The organism is Amycolatopsis sp. cg5, from assembly GCF_041346955.1.
In the GTDB taxonomy this organism is placed as follows: Bacteria; Actinomycetota; Actinomycetes; order Mycobacteriales; family Pseudonocardiaceae; genus Amycolatopsis.
In genome coordinates this window covers 4752940-4770545 of record NZ_CP166849.1, presented here as the reverse complement: position 1 = coordinate 4770545, position 17606 = coordinate 4752940, and the positions used below count along the sequence as shown (strand labels likewise).

Annotated in this window: 15 protein-coding genes; 4 read left to right on the top strand and 11 right to left on the bottom strand. The window is 68.9% G+C overall.

Features of this window, described 5'->3' with window-relative positions:
* Positions 1-1104: a zinc-binding dehydrogenase gene (locus AB5J62_RS21425; protein ID WP_370950078.1), complete on the bottom strand. Its 1104-nt coding sequence runs from the start codon at positions 1102-1104 to the stop codon at positions 1-3.
* A gap of 49 nt (positions 1105-1153) precedes the next feature.
* On the opposite strand from AB5J62_RS21425, the gene AB5J62_RS21420 reads away from it, so the two are divergent.
* Entirely contained in the window at positions 1154-2533 is a 1380-nt protein-coding gene (locus AB5J62_RS21420) for an amidohydrolase (RefSeq protein WP_370950077.1), read from the top strand.
* Here AB5J62_RS21420 and AB5J62_RS21415 read toward each other — a convergent pair.
* The gene (locus AB5J62_RS21415; protein ID WP_370950309.1) at positions 2450-3166 is read right to left on the bottom strand and encodes an SDR family NAD(P)-dependent oxidoreductase; all 717 of its coding nucleotides are present in this window, start codon (positions 3164-3166) and stop codon (positions 2450-2452) included. The two genes, AB5J62_RS21420 and AB5J62_RS21415, sit on opposite strands and share 84 nt — an antisense overlap.
* A gap of 69 nt (positions 3167-3235) precedes the next feature.
* Here AB5J62_RS21415 and AB5J62_RS21410 point away from each other — a divergent pair, with 69 nt between their 5' ends.
* Entirely contained in the window at positions 3236-4177 is a 942-nt protein-coding gene (locus tag AB5J62_RS21410; protein WP_370950076.1) for an aldo/keto reductase, read from the top strand.
* Positions 4178-4545: 368 nt separating this feature from the next.
* Here the strand turns inward: AB5J62_RS21410 and AB5J62_RS21405 are convergent, their stop codons facing one another.
* The 5 genes from AB5J62_RS21405 to AB5J62_RS21385 are packed head-to-tail and all read right to left on the bottom strand — an operon-like array spanning position 4546 to position 10465.
* A complete protein-coding gene (locus AB5J62_RS21405; RefSeq protein ID WP_370950308.1) occupies positions 4546-5226 on the bottom strand; it encodes an alpha/beta fold hydrolase in 681 nt (226 codons plus the stop codon).
* Positions 5227-5272: 46 nt separating this feature from the next.
* Positions 5273-6187, bottom strand: coding sequence for an ABC transporter permease (locus tag AB5J62_RS21400; protein ID WP_370950075.1), 915 nt, complete (start codon positions 6185-6187; stop codon positions 5273-5275).
* Positions 6184-7128 carry an ABC transporter permease gene (locus tag AB5J62_RS21395; protein ID WP_370950074.1) on the bottom strand — a complete coding sequence of 315 codons (945 nt, stop codon included), beginning with the start codon at positions 7126-7128 and terminating at the stop codon, positions 6184-6186. The genes AB5J62_RS21400 and AB5J62_RS21395 overlap by 4 nt, the downstream gene beginning before the upstream one ends.
* Entirely contained in the window at positions 7125-8708 is a 1584-nt protein-coding gene (locus tag AB5J62_RS21390; protein WP_370950073.1) for an ABC transporter substrate-binding protein, read from the bottom strand. Before AB5J62_RS21390 ends, AB5J62_RS21395 begins: the two co-directional genes overlap by 4 nt.
* A complete protein-coding gene (locus AB5J62_RS21385; RefSeq protein WP_370950072.1) occupies positions 8705-10465 on the bottom strand; it encodes a dipeptide ABC transporter ATP-binding protein in 1761 nt (586 codons plus the stop codon). Before AB5J62_RS21385 ends, AB5J62_RS21390 begins: the two co-directional genes overlap by 4 nt.
* Before the next feature lie 233 nt (positions 10466-10698).
* Between AB5J62_RS21385 and AB5J62_RS21380 the strand changes: the two genes are divergently transcribed.
* Together AB5J62_RS21380 and AB5J62_RS21375 are read left to right on the top strand one after the other, a co-directional pair.
* Positions 10699-11685: a methyltransferase dimerization domain-containing protein gene (locus AB5J62_RS21380; RefSeq protein ID WP_370950071.1), complete on the top strand. Its 987-nt coding sequence runs from the start codon at positions 10699-10701 to the stop codon at positions 11683-11685.
* A gap of 2 nt (positions 11686-11687) precedes the next feature.
* On the top strand, positions 11688-12608 hold the full coding sequence (locus AB5J62_RS21375) for an alpha/beta hydrolase (protein WP_370950070.1): 921 nt from the start codon (positions 11688-11690) through the stop codon (positions 12606-12608).
* Positions 12609-12651: 43 nt separating this feature from the next.
* On the opposite strand, the gene AB5J62_RS21370 is transcribed toward AB5J62_RS21375, so the two are convergent.
* Genes AB5J62_RS21370 through AB5J62_RS21355 form a run of 4 tightly spaced genes read right to left on the bottom strand, consistent with a single transcriptional unit; the run spans position 12652 to position 17572 of the window.
* Positions 12652-13242: a TetR/AcrR family transcriptional regulator gene (locus AB5J62_RS21370; protein ID WP_370950069.1), complete on the bottom strand. Its 591-nt coding sequence runs from the start codon at positions 13240-13242 to the stop codon at positions 12652-12654.
* 41 nt (positions 13243-13283) lie between these two features.
* Positions 13284-14918 carry an amidohydrolase gene (locus AB5J62_RS21365; protein WP_370950068.1) on the bottom strand — a complete coding sequence of 545 codons (1635 nt, stop codon included), beginning with the start codon at positions 14916-14918 and terminating at the stop codon, positions 13284-13286.
* A gap of 3 nt (positions 14919-14921) precedes the next feature.
* Positions 14922-15713: a molybdenum cofactor biosynthesis F family protein gene (locus AB5J62_RS21360; protein WP_370950067.1), complete on the bottom strand. Its 792-nt coding sequence runs from the start codon at positions 15711-15713 to the stop codon at positions 14922-14924.
* Positions 15714-15721: 8 nt separating this feature from the next.
* The gene (locus AB5J62_RS21355) at positions 15722-17572 is read right to left on the bottom strand and encodes a primary-amine oxidase (protein WP_370950066.1); all 1851 of its coding nucleotides are present in this window, start codon (positions 17570-17572) and stop codon (positions 15722-15724) included.
* Between the last annotated feature and the right edge of the window lie 34 nt (positions 17573-17606).

Genomic DNA, 17606 nt, shown 5'->3' with positions numbered 1-17606 from the left:
CTAGGGAAGACGAGGATCGATGACGGCTTTGAGTTCGCCGAGCCGCGACATCGACTCGACGCTCTTCGAGGCTAGGGAAAGCCCGACGGGCGCGCTGAACAGCTCGTCCCAGGGCATCCGTTCCGCGAACGTGCGGAAGAAGTCCACCGAGCGGTGATAGTCGGCGATGTCGCCGTTGAGCGAACCGACGACCGTGAGTTCCTTGCCCATCACCGTGCCCAGCGCGACGGGGGAGGGCGCGGGGCCGGTGGAACCGACGATCGCGACGGTCCCGCGTTGGGCGGCGAAGGCGACCGCTTCCTCGCCGATGGTGGGGCCGCCTGCGAAGTCGAAGACATGGTCGGCGCCGCGGCCGCCGGTCAGTTCCTTGACCCGTTCGACGCGTTCTTCGACGCTGCCGTCGACCGGGATCGTCGCTGTCGCACCGAACCGCTCGGCGGTCTTCAGCCGGTCCGGCGGCCCGCCGATGGTGATCACCTCGGCCGCGCCCGAGATCCGCGCGACGGCGGTGGCGAACACGCCGAGCGCGCCCGCGCCCTGGACCACGACCGTCCCACCCGGACGGATGCCGCCCGATCGTGAAACGGCGCGCAGCACGGTCTTTCCGGCGCAACCGGACATCGAGGCCCAGGTGTCCTTGACATCGCCGGGCAGCAGGAGCTTGGCCGCGCCCGGCGTCACGTAGCAGTACCGGACAAGGCCGCCGGTGGCGTAGGGGAAGACGTCGGAACGCTGGAGGAAGCCGTATCCGCGCTTCTCGCAGGCGACCGGCTCGCGCAAGATCGTGCACCCGTAACACTTTCCGCACGTCGACTCCGACCAGCCGATGCGGTCGCCCTCGGTGATCTCCCGGCCGAGCGTGTCCGTGGTGCCCGGTCCGACGGCCACCACCTCGCCGACCATCTCGTGGCCCAGCACCATCGGAAGCATGCCGGGGAAGGTCATCTGCCCCGACCAGATGTGCACGTCCGTGCCGCACAGCGTGGTGCAGGTGATCCGGACCAGCGCGGCGCCCGGTTCCGGCGCCGCGGGCAGCGGGAGTTCCCGCAGGGTGAGCGCGGACCCGTGTTCGGTGAGCACCGCGGCTTCGGTTCTGTCGACCATGTTTTTAGTCTACAGTCGTAGGAGAAAAAGTCCAGATCCTGGAGGAACCATGCCGTCGCAACGTATTCAGCCCGCGTCACTGGTGGTTCGCGGCGGTCCGGTGCTCACCTTCGATCCGGCGGGCACCGTCGCGGGGGCGATGGCGGTGCGCGACGGCCGGATCGTCGCACTCGGCGACGCGGCGCTCGAACACGTCGGACCTGACACCGAAGTGATCGAACTGGCCGGGAGAACCGTGCTGCCCGGTCTCAACGACGCGCACCTGCACGCGACCTGGCTCGGCGCCCGATGGCCGGACACGCTCATCGGCAGTGCCAGATTCACCGGCGGCGAAGAGAAGGCCGTGCGCGACGCCGGGGAACGACGTGCCGCCATCCTGCGCGCGGGTGACGTGTGCGCGTCGCTCGGCATCACGAGCTATACGGAGCCGGGCTTGGGGCCGGGGGAGACGGGGTGTTTCGGCGCGGAAGTGCTGGAGGAGTACGCGGCGCTGGCGGCGGAGGGGCTGTTGCGCGCGAGGGTGACCGTCCTGAGGTTGTTCGGCCTGCTCGACGGTGCCAGTTCGCTGGCGGGCTTCGAACGTGGCCTCGCCTCGCCGGTTCCTGTCTCGGATCCTTTGTGGCTCACCGTTTCTGGCGTCAAGATCTTCGCTGACGGGATCCCGCCGATGCGGTCGGCGTGGACGTCTCACTGCTACACCGACGGTTCGCACGGCGCGATGCTCGTCGACGGCGACGACGATCCGGGGCGCGCGGAGAACCTGGCCACCATGATCGAAATGGCACACGACGCCGGGATGGTGGTCGCCGTCCATGCCACGGGCGATCGCAGCATCGAGGCCTCGCTCGGCTCGCTGCGGCGCGGCGATCATCTCGTGCACGGTGACCTGGTGACGGCGGATCAGCTGGCCAGGATGGCGTCGGCCGGTGTCGGGCTGACCGTGCAGTCCGCGATCGCGCTGGCCATGCGGGGAATGCTGGCGGAGGCGCTCGGCGCCGAGGTCGGCGCCCGCGCGTGGCCGCTGGCGGACATGCTGGCCTCGGGTGTGCCGCTGACCTTGAGCAGCGACGCGCCGGTCGTCACCCCTGACTGGCGGATCCATATCGCCGCGGCGGCGCAGTTGCTGGAGGCGTCCGAAATGGACAGTGCGCTGATGGGCAGGCTGCTGCGCTGTTACACGACTGCTGCCGCCGAGCAGGACGGCGGGGCGGCGTGGAAGGGATCGCTCACCGTGGGCCGGGTCGCCGATTTCTGCGTGCTGGCAGGCAATCCGCTCGAGGTCGCGTTCGCGGACCTGCCGGACGTCGGTGTCGAACTCACCGTGTCCGGCGGCCGCGTCGTGTACTCAGGTGAGCAGCTGCCCGCCGTCGACCTGCAGGCTCACCCCGGTGAGATGGCCGGCGTCGGCGGAGGCGAGGAAGAGGACTGACGGCACCACGTCGGCGACGGAAGCGATGCTCCCCAACGGGATCCTCGCTTCCCAGGCCGCGCGGGCCGCGGTGTCCGAGGTGAAACCGGCGGTCATCGGCGTGAGCACCGGCCCCGGCGCGACCGCGTTGACCCGGATCCCGTGCGGCGCCAGCTCGAGTGCCGCCGAGCGGGTGAGTGCCTCGACGGCCGCTTTGGTGGCCTCGTAGTGACCGAGTCCGGGTGTCGGCTGCCGGGCGCCGATGGAGGTGATGTTGACGATGGAACCGCGCGTGCCCGCTTCCAGCATGTGCGCGCCCACCGCGCGCGTCATCAGGAACGTGCCACGGAAGTTGACCCGCATGCACAGGTCGAACACGCCGATGTCCAGGCCTACCAGGGGACCGCCGCCACCGGCGAGCCCGGCGTTGTTGACGAGCACGTCCACCGGCCCGAGCCGCTCGGTGACGAGCTTGAGCGCGGCATCGACCGAGCCGGGGTCGGAGATGTCGAGTTCGACGTGCTCCGCGCCGAGTTCGGCCGCCAGGTCGTGGGCCGCGCGCGCGGAGACGTCGGCGATGACCACCCGATCGCCCGCGGCATGGAACGCTTCGGCGACCCCGCGGCCGATGCCACTGGCGCCGCCGGTCACCACTACGAGTCTCTTGTTCATTCTACGATCGTAGACTAAAAAGGTTTTCTGTTGTCAGCGAAAGGAAATCCCGTGTACGAGAAGCAGGACGGATTGGGCTTCGCCACCTCGGCGCTGAGCCTGGGCTCGTGGAACACCTGGGACCGCATGGACTTCGACGACGCCGTGCGCCTGCTCCGGCACGCGATCGACGCGGGCGTCACGCTCTTCGACGTCGCCCACTACGACATGGGCCCGCACGCCGAGCAGTCCCGCACGGACATCTTGTTCGGCGAGGCGGTCCGCACGGCCGGAATCGCGCGGGACGAGTACCAGCTGTGCGGCAAACTGTGGCTGTGGGACTACCCGAACGTCGGGTTCGCCCAGCAGCTCACGACCTCGTTCGCCCGGATCGGCGTCGAGCGCGCCGAGGCGGTGGTGGTCGGCGACTACTTCGCCCGCCCGGACATCCCGCGCATCGTCACCGAGGTGGCCGAGCAGATCCGCCTCGGCCGCTTCGACGTCTGGGGCGTGAACAACTGGCACGCGTCGGACTTGGACTACGCGCTGAAGTTCGCGTCACGGGAAGGCCTGCCGGCGCCGAGTTTCGCTCAGCTCAAGTACAGCGTGGCTCGGCGGTCCATGGCGGAAGGTCCCTTCTACGGCGCGCATTTCGAGAACGGACGGCTGGCGTTGCAGGCCTCGGACGTGTTCGAAGGCGGCGTGCTGCTCGGCAACACCCCATCGCGGAAGATCGGCGCGGACCCGGGCGGCATCCGCGAGGCGATCAAAGCCGCGGCCGGGGGCGTGGCCACGGTGGCCGCCGAGTTCGGGGTGCGTCCTTCGCAGCTGGCGATCGCGTTCTGTCTCGCCTACGCGCCGGTGGCGAACGTCCTGTTCGGCGTGAGCAGGCTTGCGCAACTGGAGGACAACCTCGGCGCCGTGCGCCTGGCCACCGAGCACGGAGCCGACGTCCGGGCCGCGCTCGACGGACTCTGGCTGGACCGAGCCGTCGCCGCCGACGGAACGCTGTAAAGCCTGGGGTCGTGGTCCGGTCAGACTTCGTCGGAAGCTTCCACCGGAGTTTGGCCTTCGGCGCTGATGCACGCGAAACCCGAGTTTGGGCCGTTGGGTGGCCCAAACTCGGGTTTCGCGTGCATACAACCGCTGGGTAGTGGGGATCGTGAGCGTTGCGAGCCAGGCCGGGCTGAAGCTCGCCCGCTTGGGGTGCTGGACGGGTCGGCACACGTGCCTGATCGGTCGGCACGCGTACCTGGAAGGTCGTCGACGTGCCGACTCCTTAGGTCCGCGTGCCGACCCTCGGGGTCCGCGAGCCGACCCGCCGGGCACAGGGCTCGTGAGTGGTACGGCCGGTTCTAACCGGCCGTACCACTCACGACCCACTAGGCCAGGAATTCGAGGGCGGCGGTCTTGAATTCCTGGCTGCGCAGGGCGCCGCCGTGGTCGCCGGGCACGCGGACCAGGTCGGCGCCCGGTACGAGGTCGACGAGGGTTTCGATGCCCCGGCTGACCGGATCGTCGGAGCCCGCGACGAACCGGGTCGGCACGCCAACGGCGCCGGCGGCCGGGGCGAACGGCTCGGCACGCAGGTCCTCGACGCACCGCAGGAGCGCGGCCGGATTCCGGCCCGGCGCGGTGACCATGCGCGCGATCATGTTGGTCAGCAGATCGGTCGGGGGTTTGCCGCCATCGGCGAAAGCCAGCGCCGCGGCGACGTCCACGGCGCCGAACGGCTCGACCGGGCTCACCCCTGCCAGCACCAGGCGGCGTACGGTCGCCTGAGCGGGCAGCTCCCACGACAACCGCGCGCCCAGCGAGTAGCCGACGACGTCCACTTCGGACAGTTTGCCGACGAGGCGCGCGAGTTCGGCGGTGATCGCCTTGGCGCCCGCCGAGCCTGTCGGTGCGGGGCTGGAGCCGTGGCCGGGCAGGTCGGGGACCACCACCTCACGGCCGGCCGCGGTGAGCGCGGACGGCCAGCCGGTGGTGATCCAGTCCGTGTGGCCGTCGGAGGCGAAGCCGTGCACCAGCAGCACGGGTGGTCCAGAGGTGGTTTCGGGCATGAAGCGGCGCACGGCCAAAGAAGTCTTGGTGAGCAACGGAATCCTCTCAGGAAGGGCGGCGGGTGCGCAGGCGTTGGAGGTCGTTCAGGGTCCGGGCGCGGGCGTCGACGGCGAGGCGCAGCGACGAGCCGATGAGGTTGAGCAGGAACACGCAGGCCATGATCGTCACGCCGGGCGCGATGACCAGCCAGGGCGCCTGGACCAGGTACGACCGGCCTTCGGCGATCATGTTCCCCCAGGTCGGGGTCGGGGGAGCGATGCCGAGACCGAGGAAGCTCATCGCGCCGTCCACCAGCATCGCGGCCGCCGACAGGATCACCACCTGGACCAGCGCCAGCGGCAGCACGTTCGGGAACACGTGCACGAGCAGGATCTTTCCCTTGCTCATTCCCGAAACCCGGGCCGCGCCGATGTAGGCGCGGCCCGCGATGCCGAGCACGCGGCTGCGGATGACGCGGGCAGTGAACGGCGTGAAGATCACCGTCAGCGCGATCAGCTCGGTCCAGATGCTCGCGCCGAGCGAGATCGCCAGCGCCATCGCGAGAATGATCGCCGGGAACGACATCCAGGCGTCCATCACCCGCATCAGCACCGCGTCGGCCGCCCGGAAGAAGCCGCTGATCAGGCCGATCACCAGCCCGCTGAACGCCGCGCACAAGGTTATCAGCGCGGACAGGCCGAGCGAGGCGCGGCCGCCGGAGACGAGGCGGGACAGCACGTCGCGGCCGAACGAGTCCGTGCCGAGCGGATGCGCGGCCGACGGCGGCAGGAGCCGGTTCACCGGATCGGTCGCGCTCACGCTGGGCAGGAAGAACGGCAGCACGAGCACGGCCAGCACGATCACCGCCAGCAGCACGCCGGAGATGACCAGCAGCCGGTTGCGCCGGAACAGCCTGCGCCCGCGACCTGCCCGCGGCGCGCCGCGCACCGCGCGCGTCGTCGTCGCCAGAACCACGCTCATGAGACACGCACCTTCGGGTCGAGCAGGGCGTACGACAGGTCCACCAGCAGGTTGACCAGCACGAACAGCACCGCGACGAACAACGTCACCCCTTGGATCAGCGGGAAGTCCCGAGTGGACACCGCGCCCATCAGGAGATGGCCGAGCCCCGGCACGACGAAGATGGACTCGATGATCACGATGCCGCCGACGAGCATCGCGAAGTTGCTGCCCAGCTGGGTGACCAGCGGCATCAGCGCGTTCGGCAGCACGTGCTTGGTCATCACCTGCCGCTCCGAGAGCCCTTTGACACGCGCGGTGCGCAGATAAGCCAGCGGGAGTTCTCCGAGCAGGCTTTCGCGCAGGGTGAGCACGAACAACGCGGTCTGGCCGATCACCAGCACGGTCAGCGGAAGCACCAGCGCGGGCACGGCCGTCGCCGGGTCGGTGAACAGGTTCGCGTAGCCGCTGGACGGAAACCAGCGCAGCGTCACCGAGAACACCAGCACGAGCACGAGCGAGATCCAGAAGTCCGGCATCGCCATGCCGAGCGCGGACAACCGGTCCAGCGCCCGCGCGATCGGATTGCGCGGTGAGATCGCCTGCCACGAGGTGATCGCGACCGAGAGGAAGAAACTGATCACAGTGGACAGCACGGCCAGCGTCAGCGTCGGCAGGATGTGATCGGCGACCACGCCCAGCACCGGCGCGTGGTAGGTGATCGACGTCCCGAAGTCGCCCTGCAGCACGTTGCCCGCCCAGCCGACGTACTGCTCCCACAACGAACCGTTGAGGCCCATGCTCTCCCGCAGCGCGTCCACATCGGACGGACGCGCCGTCGGGCCGAGGATGGCCTGCGCCGGGTCGCCGGGGATCAGCCGGATGACGAAGAACATCATCGTGCCGACGATGACCAGGATGATCAGCAGATCGCGCAGCCTGCGCAGCAGCAGACCGGTCATGATGCCAGCCAGGTGTTCCAGAAGACGCGATAGAAGTCGCCGTAACCCTTGAGCTTGGGCGAGTAGGCCGCGTACAGCCTGGACTGGCTGAGCGTGATCACCGACAGCTGCTTCCAGGTGAACGCCTGCAGCTTGTCCACCACCGCCTTGGCCTGCTCGGGGTTGGTCGAGGCGTTGAACTCGGCCATGAGCCCGTCGAGTTCGGGGGAGGACGACCCGTTCAGCGTGCCGAGGGTGAGCGCCGGCATCTGCGCGGGCGAGGTCAGCGCCGAGTCGAAGAACAGCGTGGTGATGTCCCAGCCACCCGGCTCCTTGGTGAGCGTGCCCAGCATGGTGGCGAAGTCGAAGGTGTCGATCTTGGTGTTGATGCCGATCTTCGACAGCCCGTCCTGGATCAGCACGGCCCATTTGCCGAACTCGGGATAGGAGTTGGTGGTGACGACGCGGATGGTCGTGCCCGCGGTGATCCCGGCCTCGGCCAGCAGCTGCTTGGCCTTCTCGGGATCGTGCCTCTTGTAGACGTCCTCGCCGGCGTTGGAGAAGAACTGCTTGTTGTCGGGGGAGGCGAAGGCGCCGGTCTCGACGGTGAGGTCCTTGCTGCCGCCGGTCGCCGCGTTGATCGCGGGCTTGTCCAGCACCAGGTTCAGCGCCTCGCGGGCACGGGGATCGGCGAACTTCGAACCGGTGTTGAAATTCGGGATGATCACATTGTCGTTGCCGCCAGGCAGGTTGTGCACCACCACGGCCGGGTTGGCGCGCAGGGTCTCGTACTGGTCGTTGGTGGGCATGATGTGGTCCCACTGCCCGGTCTGGAGGCCGTTGATGAGCGCGTCCTGATCGGACACCACCTTGTACGTCACGGTGTCGAGATACGCGTGCTTCGCGCCTGCCTGCCCGCCCCAGTCCTCTTCGGACCGTGACTTGTAGCCGGTGTACCGCTCCAGCACGAGTTCGCGGCCGATGTCCCAGCTCTTCAGCTTGTACGGGCCGGAGCCGATCGCCTTGTCCTGGGCGAACCCGGTGGGCGCGAGACCGGCGAGGTTCTTCGCCTCGTAGATCTCCGTGCCCGCGCCTGCCAGTTCGTTGATCAGCGGGTAGCGCGGCTGCTTGAGCTTGATGGTGACCGTCGCCGGGTCGGTGGGCGTGATCGCCTCGATGTCCGGCGTGACCAGCTGCCCGGTGCGGTGCACCTGCTGCCACCGCTTCAGGCTCGCCACCACGTCCTCGGCGGTCAACGGGTTGCCGTCGTGGAAGGTGACGCCCTGGCGCAGCTTGAAGGTGTAGGTGAGCCGGTCAGGGCTGGCGGTGTAGTCGTCGACCAGCATGGGCCGGGCGGTGAACGCACGGTCCACTTCGAACAGTTTCTCGTACATCATGTTGCCGATGTGCGCGGTCACCTGGCCGGGATTGGCGACCATGTCGAGCGACTGCGGATCGGTGGGCACCGCGACGTTCAGGTTGCCGCCCGTCTTCGGGGGACCGTCCGCGGCGCCGCCGCCGCCGGACTGCCCGCCCATGCACGAGCTGAGCAGTAAGACGGTCGCCACGCCGAGCACGGCCGAGGTCAGGGTTCGTCTCATGGGTTCCGCACTCCAGTGTGGGGGTGGTCGGGCAGTTCGGGGTTCGCCGCGAGCAGGCGGCTGGTGTAGTCGTGCCGGGGCCGGAGCCGGATCTCGTCGGGTTCGCCGACCTCGATCAGCTCACCGCGGTACATCACGCCGACGCGGTCGGCGACCGAGAGCACCAGGCTGAGGTTGTGCGTGATGAACAGGAAGCTCAGCGCGCGGGTCCGCCGCAGGTCGAGCAGCAGGTTCATCACCTGGCCCTGCACCGAGACGTCGAGCGCCGAGGTGGGTTCGTCGGCGACGATGAGGTCCGGCTCGGCGGCGATCGCGCGGGCGATCGAGACGCGCTGCCGCTGGCCGCCGGAGAGCTGCGACGGCAGTTTTCCGGCCGTGTCAGAGGGAAGGCCGACCTCGTCGATCAGCTCGGTGACGCGGCGGTCCAGTTCGGCGCCGCGCATGCCGGTGAGTTCCCGCAGCGGCTCGGCGATGATCCTGGCCGCGGTGTGCCGGGGATCGAGCGAGCTTTGGGGGTCTTGGAAGATCAGCTGCGCGCGACGGCGGAAGGCGCGTTCGTCGCCTTCGAGGCCCGCGGCCGTGCAGCGGTGCTCGCCGAAGGTGATCGTGCCTTCGGTGGGCGTCTCCAGCGCGCTCACCAGCCTGCCGAGCGTGGTCTTGCCCGAGCCGGATTCCCCGACCAGCCCGAAGAACTCGCCGGGCGCGATCTCAAGTGACACGTTGTTCACGGCATGGACTTCGGGGGAGCGGTTGAGTGAGAACCGGCCACGACGTCCGTACACTTTGGACACCGAGTCGATGACGAGCGCGGTCCCGTCCTTCGTGTCCTCCTCGCTGGGTTTGCTGAGCGTCCTGGTTTCGGTCGCGACCGCCGATTCGCCGTTCATCGCCGCTTCGAGCAGTGCTTCCGAGATGGTGGGGAAGCCGTCGCGCCTGCTCACGCCGAGCTTCGGCACGCAGTCGAGCAACGCCTTGGTGTACGGGTGTTTCGGCGCGTGCAGAATGTCCTCTTTGGAGCCGAGCTCGACCAGTTCACCGCGGTACATCACCGCGATCCGGTCGGCCACCCGCGCGGCGACACCCATGTCGTGCGTGATGAACACGCACGCGGTGCCGTGGTCGCGGCGCACCCGGTCGAACAGGGTGAGGATTTCGGCCTGCGTCGTCACGTCGAGCGCGGTGGTCGGCTCGTCGGCGATCAGCAGGCTCGGGTCGGCCATCAGCGCGAGCGCGATCATCACGCGCTGCTGCATCCCGCCCGACATCTGGTGCGGATACAGCGAAAGCACCCGCTCGGTGTCGGTGAGGCCGACTTCGGTGAGCAGGCCGCGGGCCTTCGCCTCGGCCTCGCGGTGCAGCGGTGTGCCTTTGCGCGCGGCTTGCCGCGGCAGGGAACCGGGCTTGCGGTAAGCCTCGATCAGTTGCTTGCCGACTCGCTGGCCCGGATTGAGCGAATCCAGTGCCTCCTGGAAGATCATCCCGATCCGAGGGCCGCGGTAAGCGCGCATCTCATCGGCGGAAAGCCGCGTGAGATCAACGCCGTCGACGGTGATCTCACCGCGGGTGCGCACCGGCGCGACGAATTCCAGCAACCGGATGATCGACAAGGCCGTCACCGTTTTTCCACTGCCGGATTCACCGACCACGCAGAGTGTCCGGCCCTCGTCGAGGTCGAACGACAGCTCACGGACCAGTTCGCGTTCCGTCTCGTCGGCGAGCACGCCGACGGTCAGTTTCCGTAATTCGAGCAGGGTCATGAATCCCCTTTCCCGAGCCCGCCCGACGCGGACCGCACTGCCGGGGAACGAGCCCGCCGGCGGGGTAGTTCTACGCATGTTGACACTGGGGGTGTGGCCTGTCAATGGGTATATTCTACGAATGTAGGAAGTTGGTATCCGACCGATTTTGCCTGGCAGTAGCCGAAAACTCGCACTGGATTCTTTTGTCTACGTCTGTAGACTCTCGGCGGAAACGAGCTAAGGAGGCACCCGTGAGCGGGTCGAGAGGAACAGCCGGTCCCGAGCGGATCGTGGACATCGCCGTCGGGTACATGGCGTCGAAGCAGCTATTCGCGGCGAGCCGGATCGGGCTGTTCGCCGCGCTCGCCGGTGGTCCGCTGACCGCGTCCGAACTGGCGGCCGAAACGGGCAAGCCGGAGAAGATCACCCGCATCCTCGGTGACGCCATGTCATCACTCGGCCTGCTGTCGCGTGTGGACGGACGCTACGAGCTGGCCGCCGACGCGGCCGAGTACCTCGCGGGCGGCGGCCTCGACCTCGCGCCGTTCCTGACCTTCCTCGACTCCATCAGCTACCCGCACTGGCTCCAGTTCGGCCACACGGCGGACTCGGGTGAGCCGGGGAAGCTGGAGATGGACGACGCGCGCTGGGGCACGTTCATGGCGGGCGTGATGACCTACAACTCCCTGCACGCCGAAATGCTGGCGGGCGCTTTCGACTACGGCCCGCACCGCAAGCTGCTGGACCTCGGCGGCCTCTCCAGCGCGTTCGCGCTCGAAGCCATGGGCGTCAACGAAGAACTGCACACGACGTTCGTGTTCGACCCCGGCTTCGCCGAGTCGGTCACCACCGCGGTGGCGGAGGCGGGCCTGTCCGGCCGCGCGATCGTGATCGGCGCCGAGACACCCACGGCGCGCCCGGAAGGCGAGTTCGACCTGGTGATGGTCAACCACGTCGTCCACCGCTTCGACGCGGAGCAGAACGCCCAGATCCTGCGCAACGCCCGCGCGGCCGCAGCACCCGGCGTGCGCCTGCTGCTGCTCGACTTCTTCCTCGACGACGACGCGAGCCAGCGCCCGATCGACGCGCTGCACGCGGGGGAGTACCTGGTCATCGACGGGACCGTCGTCTACCCCGAGTCCGAGGTCCGCTCCTGGCTGACCGAGGCGGGCTGGCAGGTCGTCGACAAGCTCGCACTGCCGGGCAGCCCGCGCGTGCTCGTCGCGGAAGCGGTGTAGTCGTGACGCTCGATCCCGCGGTCAAGGAGCTACTGGCCCGCAGCGCGCCACCCGAAGCTCCGGCCACGCCGCCGACGGCAGCCGAGTTGCGTGCGGCGTTCGCGGCTTCGTGGCGTCGGCCCGAGAAGGTCGAACCGGTCGCTTCGGTCACCGACCACGTGCTGCCGTCCGGCGTTCGGGTGCGGGTGTACCTGCCGCGGGTGTCCGGGCCGGTCCCGGCGTTCGTGTGGATCCACGGCGGCGGCTGGACGATCGGCTCGATCGACGAGAACGAGGTCGCGTCGCGCACGGTCTGCAACGTGGCCAAGGTCGCGGTGGTCGCGGTCGACTACCGGCTCGCACCGGAGAACCCGTTCCCCGCGGCCCCGGACGACTGCTACGCCGTCGTCGAATGGCTCGCGCGAGGCGGCGCCGGCGACGCGGTGGACGCCGCCCGGATCGCGATCGGCGGCGAGAGCGCGGGCGGCAACCTGTCGACCGTGGTCTCGATGATGTCGCGCGACCGGCGCGGGCCGGAGCTGGCCGCGCAGGTGCTGATCTGCCCGGTCTACGCCCACCCGGACGACGGCTTCGGCTCCTATGTGGACTTCGCCGACGGCTTCGGCATGACGGCGGGCGCGATGCGGTTCTTCTTCGAGCAGTACGTGTCGGATCCGGCTCAGCTGGACGATCCTTATCTGCTGCCGCTGCGGGCGTCGGACCTGACGCGGCTTCCGCCCGCCCTGGTGCTGACGGCCGAGTACGACGTCCTGCGCGACGAAGGCGAGGAGTTCGCTCGTCGGCTGGCCGAAGCTGGTGTCAAGGTGGAGATGACGCGGTACTCGGGTCAGATCCATGGGTTCTACGGGCTCTACACGGACCTTTCGGCCTCGCCGCGCTCGCACCGGCACGTGGCGAACTTCCTCACCCGCGTCTTCGGGTGAAGGGCTCGTGAGTGGTACGGCCGGTTAGAACCGGTCGTACCACTCACGAGGGGCGGGTCAGGCGTTCGAAGAAGGACTCGAGGTGCTGGCGCTGCAAGGCGATCGTCGAGAATTCCCCGGCGACCAGGCTCATGACGTTCGCGCCAGCGTTGATCAGCACGACCTCGTCGACCAGCTGCTCGTCCGGGGTGGACGTGACGATGTCGCCGTCCTCGCGGCCCTCGGCCAGGTAGCGGTGCAGCAGGCCGCGCCACTCCCGGATGTGCTCGAGGTACTTGTCCTGCAGCTTCTGGGTGGTCAGCGACAGCTGCCAGAAGGTGAGCAGTACGCGCCCCGCGGCGATGCGGTCGGCGTCGATCGGCATCGAGGACACGCACAGCTCGCGCAGCGCGGTCAGGCCGCGCAGCTCGTCGAGTTCGACGTACTCGCGCATCATGCCGAGCGCGCGTTCGTAGGTGGCTTCGATGATGTCTTCCTTGCTGGGGAAGTACAGCTTCAGTGCCCCGTTCGCGAAGCCCGCCGCTGCCGCGATCTCACGCATGGTGGCGGCCTCGATCCCGCCTTGGGTGATCAAGTCCCAGGTGACGTCGACGATGTGACTGCGCCGCTCGTCGTGGTCGATGATCTTCGGCATCGGTGGACCTCCCGCACTGGTTCTTCTACCAGTGTAGGAGATCAGGCGCGTTGATACACCTGGTGTCCGGCGAACCACGTTTCCGTCACACGTGTCTTGACGAGTGAGGACTGCTCGGTGGTGAACGGATCCCGGTCCAGTACGACGAAATCCGCCGACTTGCCGGGCGCCAGCGAGCCGGTGACGTCGTCGAGGCCCATCGCGCGGGCGGCGGCCAAGGTGAAGACCTCGATCGCCTCGGCCAGCGTGATCGCCTGCTCCGGCCAGAGCGCGCCGGGGAACGTGCCGGTCGGATCCTGGCGGGTGACCAGGCCGTGGATGCCCTCCCACGCGTTCGGCGACTCGCTGACCGGCCAGTCGGATCCACCCGCGACCAGCGCGCCTTCGTCGAGCAGTGACCGGTTGGGCTGCATCCGCCCGGCCCGGTCGCCGGGCAGCACCTCCGCGATGGCCGACGGGATGACGCCCGGCACCCACAAGAACGGCGAGATGTCGGCGGAGACGTCGAGTGCGGCGAAGCGGGGGATGTCGTCCGGGTGGACGAACTGGCCGTGCGCGACCTGGAACCGGGCCTCGGTGAAGCCCTCGGCGCGGACCTTCTCGACCGCGTCCAGCGTGGCCCGCACGGACGCGTCACCGGTGCAGTGGATCTTGGCCGAGAACCCCGCCGCGGCCGCCGTGCGCAGCCAGCCTTCGAGTTCGTCGCCGGGCATCGTGGTGGCGCCGCGGTGACAGGCTCCGTGCGCGTCGTCGGGCAGGTACGGCTCCAGGAAGGCGGCCGTGCGGGTGGGCGGCACACCGTCGAGGAAGATCTTCACGAAGTCGGGACGATGGTGCTCGCCCCGGTACCGCCCGGCGACTTCGAGCAGCGGCGCGCCGATCGGGTCGAAGCCGAAGATCGGGTCGTTGATCAGCAGCGAGGTCACGACCCAGGCCCGCAGCTCGCCCGCGTTGTCGAGCGACTTCAGCGCGCGGAGTATGTCCGAGGAGACCGCGGCGTCCTGGAAAGCGGTGACGCCGAACGAATGCAGCGTGCCGATCCCGTGCTGCGACGCCGCCGCGTGCTGCTCGTCGGTGAGGGTCCGGGTCTCGCCGAGCACTCGCTCGACCGGGATGCTCGCGGCTTCGAGCAGGATCCCGACGGGCTCGCCGGTCGACGGGTCGCGGACGATCTCCCCGCCAGCCGGATCGGCCGAAGCCGCGGTCACCCCGGCCAGTTCCAGCGCGCGGCTGCTGACCCAGCGGTTGTGCCTGCTGTCGTCGGCCAGCACGACCGGGCGGCCGCCGGCGGCCTCGTCGAGCGCGTGCCTCGCCGAAGACCGCGAGAGCGTACTGACCAAAGTGGACGCCCACGCACCGCCGACGATCCACTCATCCGGCCCCAGCCGCCCGGCGTAGGACCGGACCGCGGCCAGAATGTCCTCGAAACCCGCGTCCAAGCCGAAAGTCAGTTCGAACAGGGCCGACCGTCCGGCGAGCGCGTGGTGGTTGTGCACATCGACCAGGCCTGGCATGACGAACGCGCCACCGAGGTCGACGACCTCGGTGTTCGGGCCGCGTTCGTGTGCCTCCAGTGACAGCACCCGGCCGTCCTTGATGGCCAGCGACGACGCCCACGGCCTCGCGCTGTCCACTGTGTACACCTTGGCGTTGGTGAGGATGAGGTCGGCGGCCAATGCTCAGCTCCCGGCCGGGTCGTACACGTCGGGATGCACGGTGGTGCTCAGCAGCTTCCCGTGCGCGCCGAAGGTGAAGTGGGTCGGCGTGCTGCCGGTGGCGTCCAGCCCGAAAAGCACACCATGCGAACGCAGCCGCTTGGCATCGCGGTGGTCGGCGACGGTCACCGACGCGCAGGGGATGACCTTCTCGCGCCAGGCAAAAACGTAGATACCGGGCCGCAGCTCGTAGACCGAGTTCTCGTCGGTGTCGGCGAGGCCCTTTTCCGGTCCGGCCAGGCATTGCCAGGTGTACCAGTGTGGGCTGAGGTACACGTGCTCGTAGGCGTGCGCGGTGCTGTACACCCACAGCACCCGGCGTCCGACCAGCGACTTGCTGGGCGCCAGCGGCTCGCCTGCCGTCTCCATCCCGCCGATCGTGGCGGCCAGGAAGGTCTGCGTGACGCGAGGCGAGGTGTCGCCGATCCGGCTCAGTACGAGCAGCGCGCGGCCCAGGCGCAGGTCGAGCAGCAGTGTGAACGCCTCTTCTGCGCGCGCCTGCGGGTGGAACTGGACGTAGTACAGGTCGTCGTCGACGAGGAACGTCTCGCACCGGTCGATCCCGGAGCCACCGTAGGCCCACTCGACGCGGGTGCCGGTGAAGGCCGCGGCGAGCGTGGTCCCGTCCTCGCAGGTCAGCTCGAAGGATCGGCCGTGCAGGTCGCCGACCGTGGGCGCCTTGTTCGCGTCGAAACCGGGCGCGAGGCTGTCCAGCGGCAGCCAGGTGGAGGTGTCGGAAAGGGTCAATTCAGGCATCTAACGTCCTAGTGCTCGTGAGGGGAACAGTGGTCGCCGGAGGGTAGATCGAGTGCCGGGTTGCGGTCCAGGAAGCCGTTGGGGCGCAGGGAGAATCCCGAGTAGTCGACCGGCATCACCGGCCAGTCCTCCGGACGCGGGATGTGCGTCGGGCCGAAGACGTGCCACAGCACGAGGTCGGCGTCGACGAGGTTCCGGTCGGCCGCCGTCCACGCTGGCAGGCCCGCGCCGCCGGGATGCGCGTTCGGCCGGTCACCTGCCGGGAAACGCTCGTCGGGGTGATACGCCGTGGCCCACAGCTGCCGGGTGGCGAAGGTCGCCCGCTGGTGGACCGTCGACTCGGGTTGCGCCATCAGCGTCGCGGACGGCCGGGGGACCAGCTGGTACGCGGTGGGCGAGCCGAGCCGGTTGGTCCGCTCCGAACTGCGGATCTCCCACACCCGCGCCTTGGCTGGGTCCGCCAGCCGCTGGGCTTCGAGTTCGCTGCGCAGCGGGGTTTCCTTCCAGGTGAACGCGTTGCCGTACGGGTTCCGCTCGCCGATCGGCATGCGCTCGACGTCGATCTCGACGAGCGAGTTGCGGTCGCCGTCGATCGCCATGTCCAGCCGGGCGCAGAACAGGTGCTGGTGCACCGGCGCGAACAGGCCGGGCGCGATCTCGTTGGCGTGCGGGTGTTTCGTGCCGGGGTGCGCGGCGCCGGCGAACACGATCCCGGTGGCCTTCGCCTCGAGTTCGATGCTGCCGTCGAGGTAGAGGTACCAGAAGAACCCGTAGTCGTAGTTGCCGATCGTGGAGATGGACGAGATCACCAGGCGCCGCGAGCGGCGGACTTCGGCGTGGCCGTCGAGATCCGTGTGCTTCCAGAGGATCCCGTAGTCCTCCTCGTGCAGGCAGATCGCGCGCGGGATCTCCACCGGGAGGCCGTGGTCGTCGGCCACGAACGCCGGGAAGTAGTGGATGACCCCGAGGCAGTCGCAGCCGAGGCGCAGGTCGTTGCCGTTCTTGCCGAGCAGGTACTCGCCCGCGTCGAAGTAGCTGATCCAGAACCGGCCGGGCGCGGTGTCGCCGTAGGGCACCACCATCTCCGGCACCGAGGCCCGATGCAGCACCGACCGGTCCTGGAACGACATCTGGTGCAGCGTCAGCCCCTCGCGGATGTTGAAGCCGACCCGCAGTTTCCAGCCTTCCCAGGTGACTTCGTTGCCGTCGACGCTGAAACTCGGCCCTTCCGGCTGGGTGATGTCGATCGGCTTGAGCGTGGTGCGGGCCGGGAGATGGCCGTAACGACCGGATTCCGCCGGGACCGGCACGTCGCCTTCGTCCTCGACCCGGATCACGCGCTGCCCGGTGAGGTCGATGTGGACGATCAGGCCTTCGACCGGATGTGCCCATGGGCTGTCGGACTCGTCGTCGCGCAGGAAGGTCAGCGACCGGATGACCCGGCCGGTTTCGTCCGGCCTGCCGAAGAAACCGGGCGCCAGCGGAGCGCAGAAGGCGTGCTCGATCCGATCCGCGAGCCCGCGCCGCTCCATCGCGGCCCGCCAGCCCGGCGACGCCTTGGTGATCGACGCGGCGAGGTCGTATTCCTCGAACAGGTAAGCGGGCTGGCCGTCCCCGCAGTCCTCGCTGGAGATGACCGCGTGCTTCGTCAGCGAGACGAGCACGTCGCGCGCCAGGCCGGTCGCGGTGTCGAGCAGCGTGTACTGGATCCGGCGGTCGGTCTCGGCCTTGTCCGGTTCCACCTGGAGCACCACGGGGAAGCGCGTGGTCTCGGTCAGGTGGCCCTCGTCGGCGAGGATCGCGCGGCCGGTGACGAGGTCGTCGGCGGTCAGCGGATCCAGGGGATGCGGACTGGTCATGCCGGGCAGTCTTGCCCGGTTTCCGCTGGTGCGG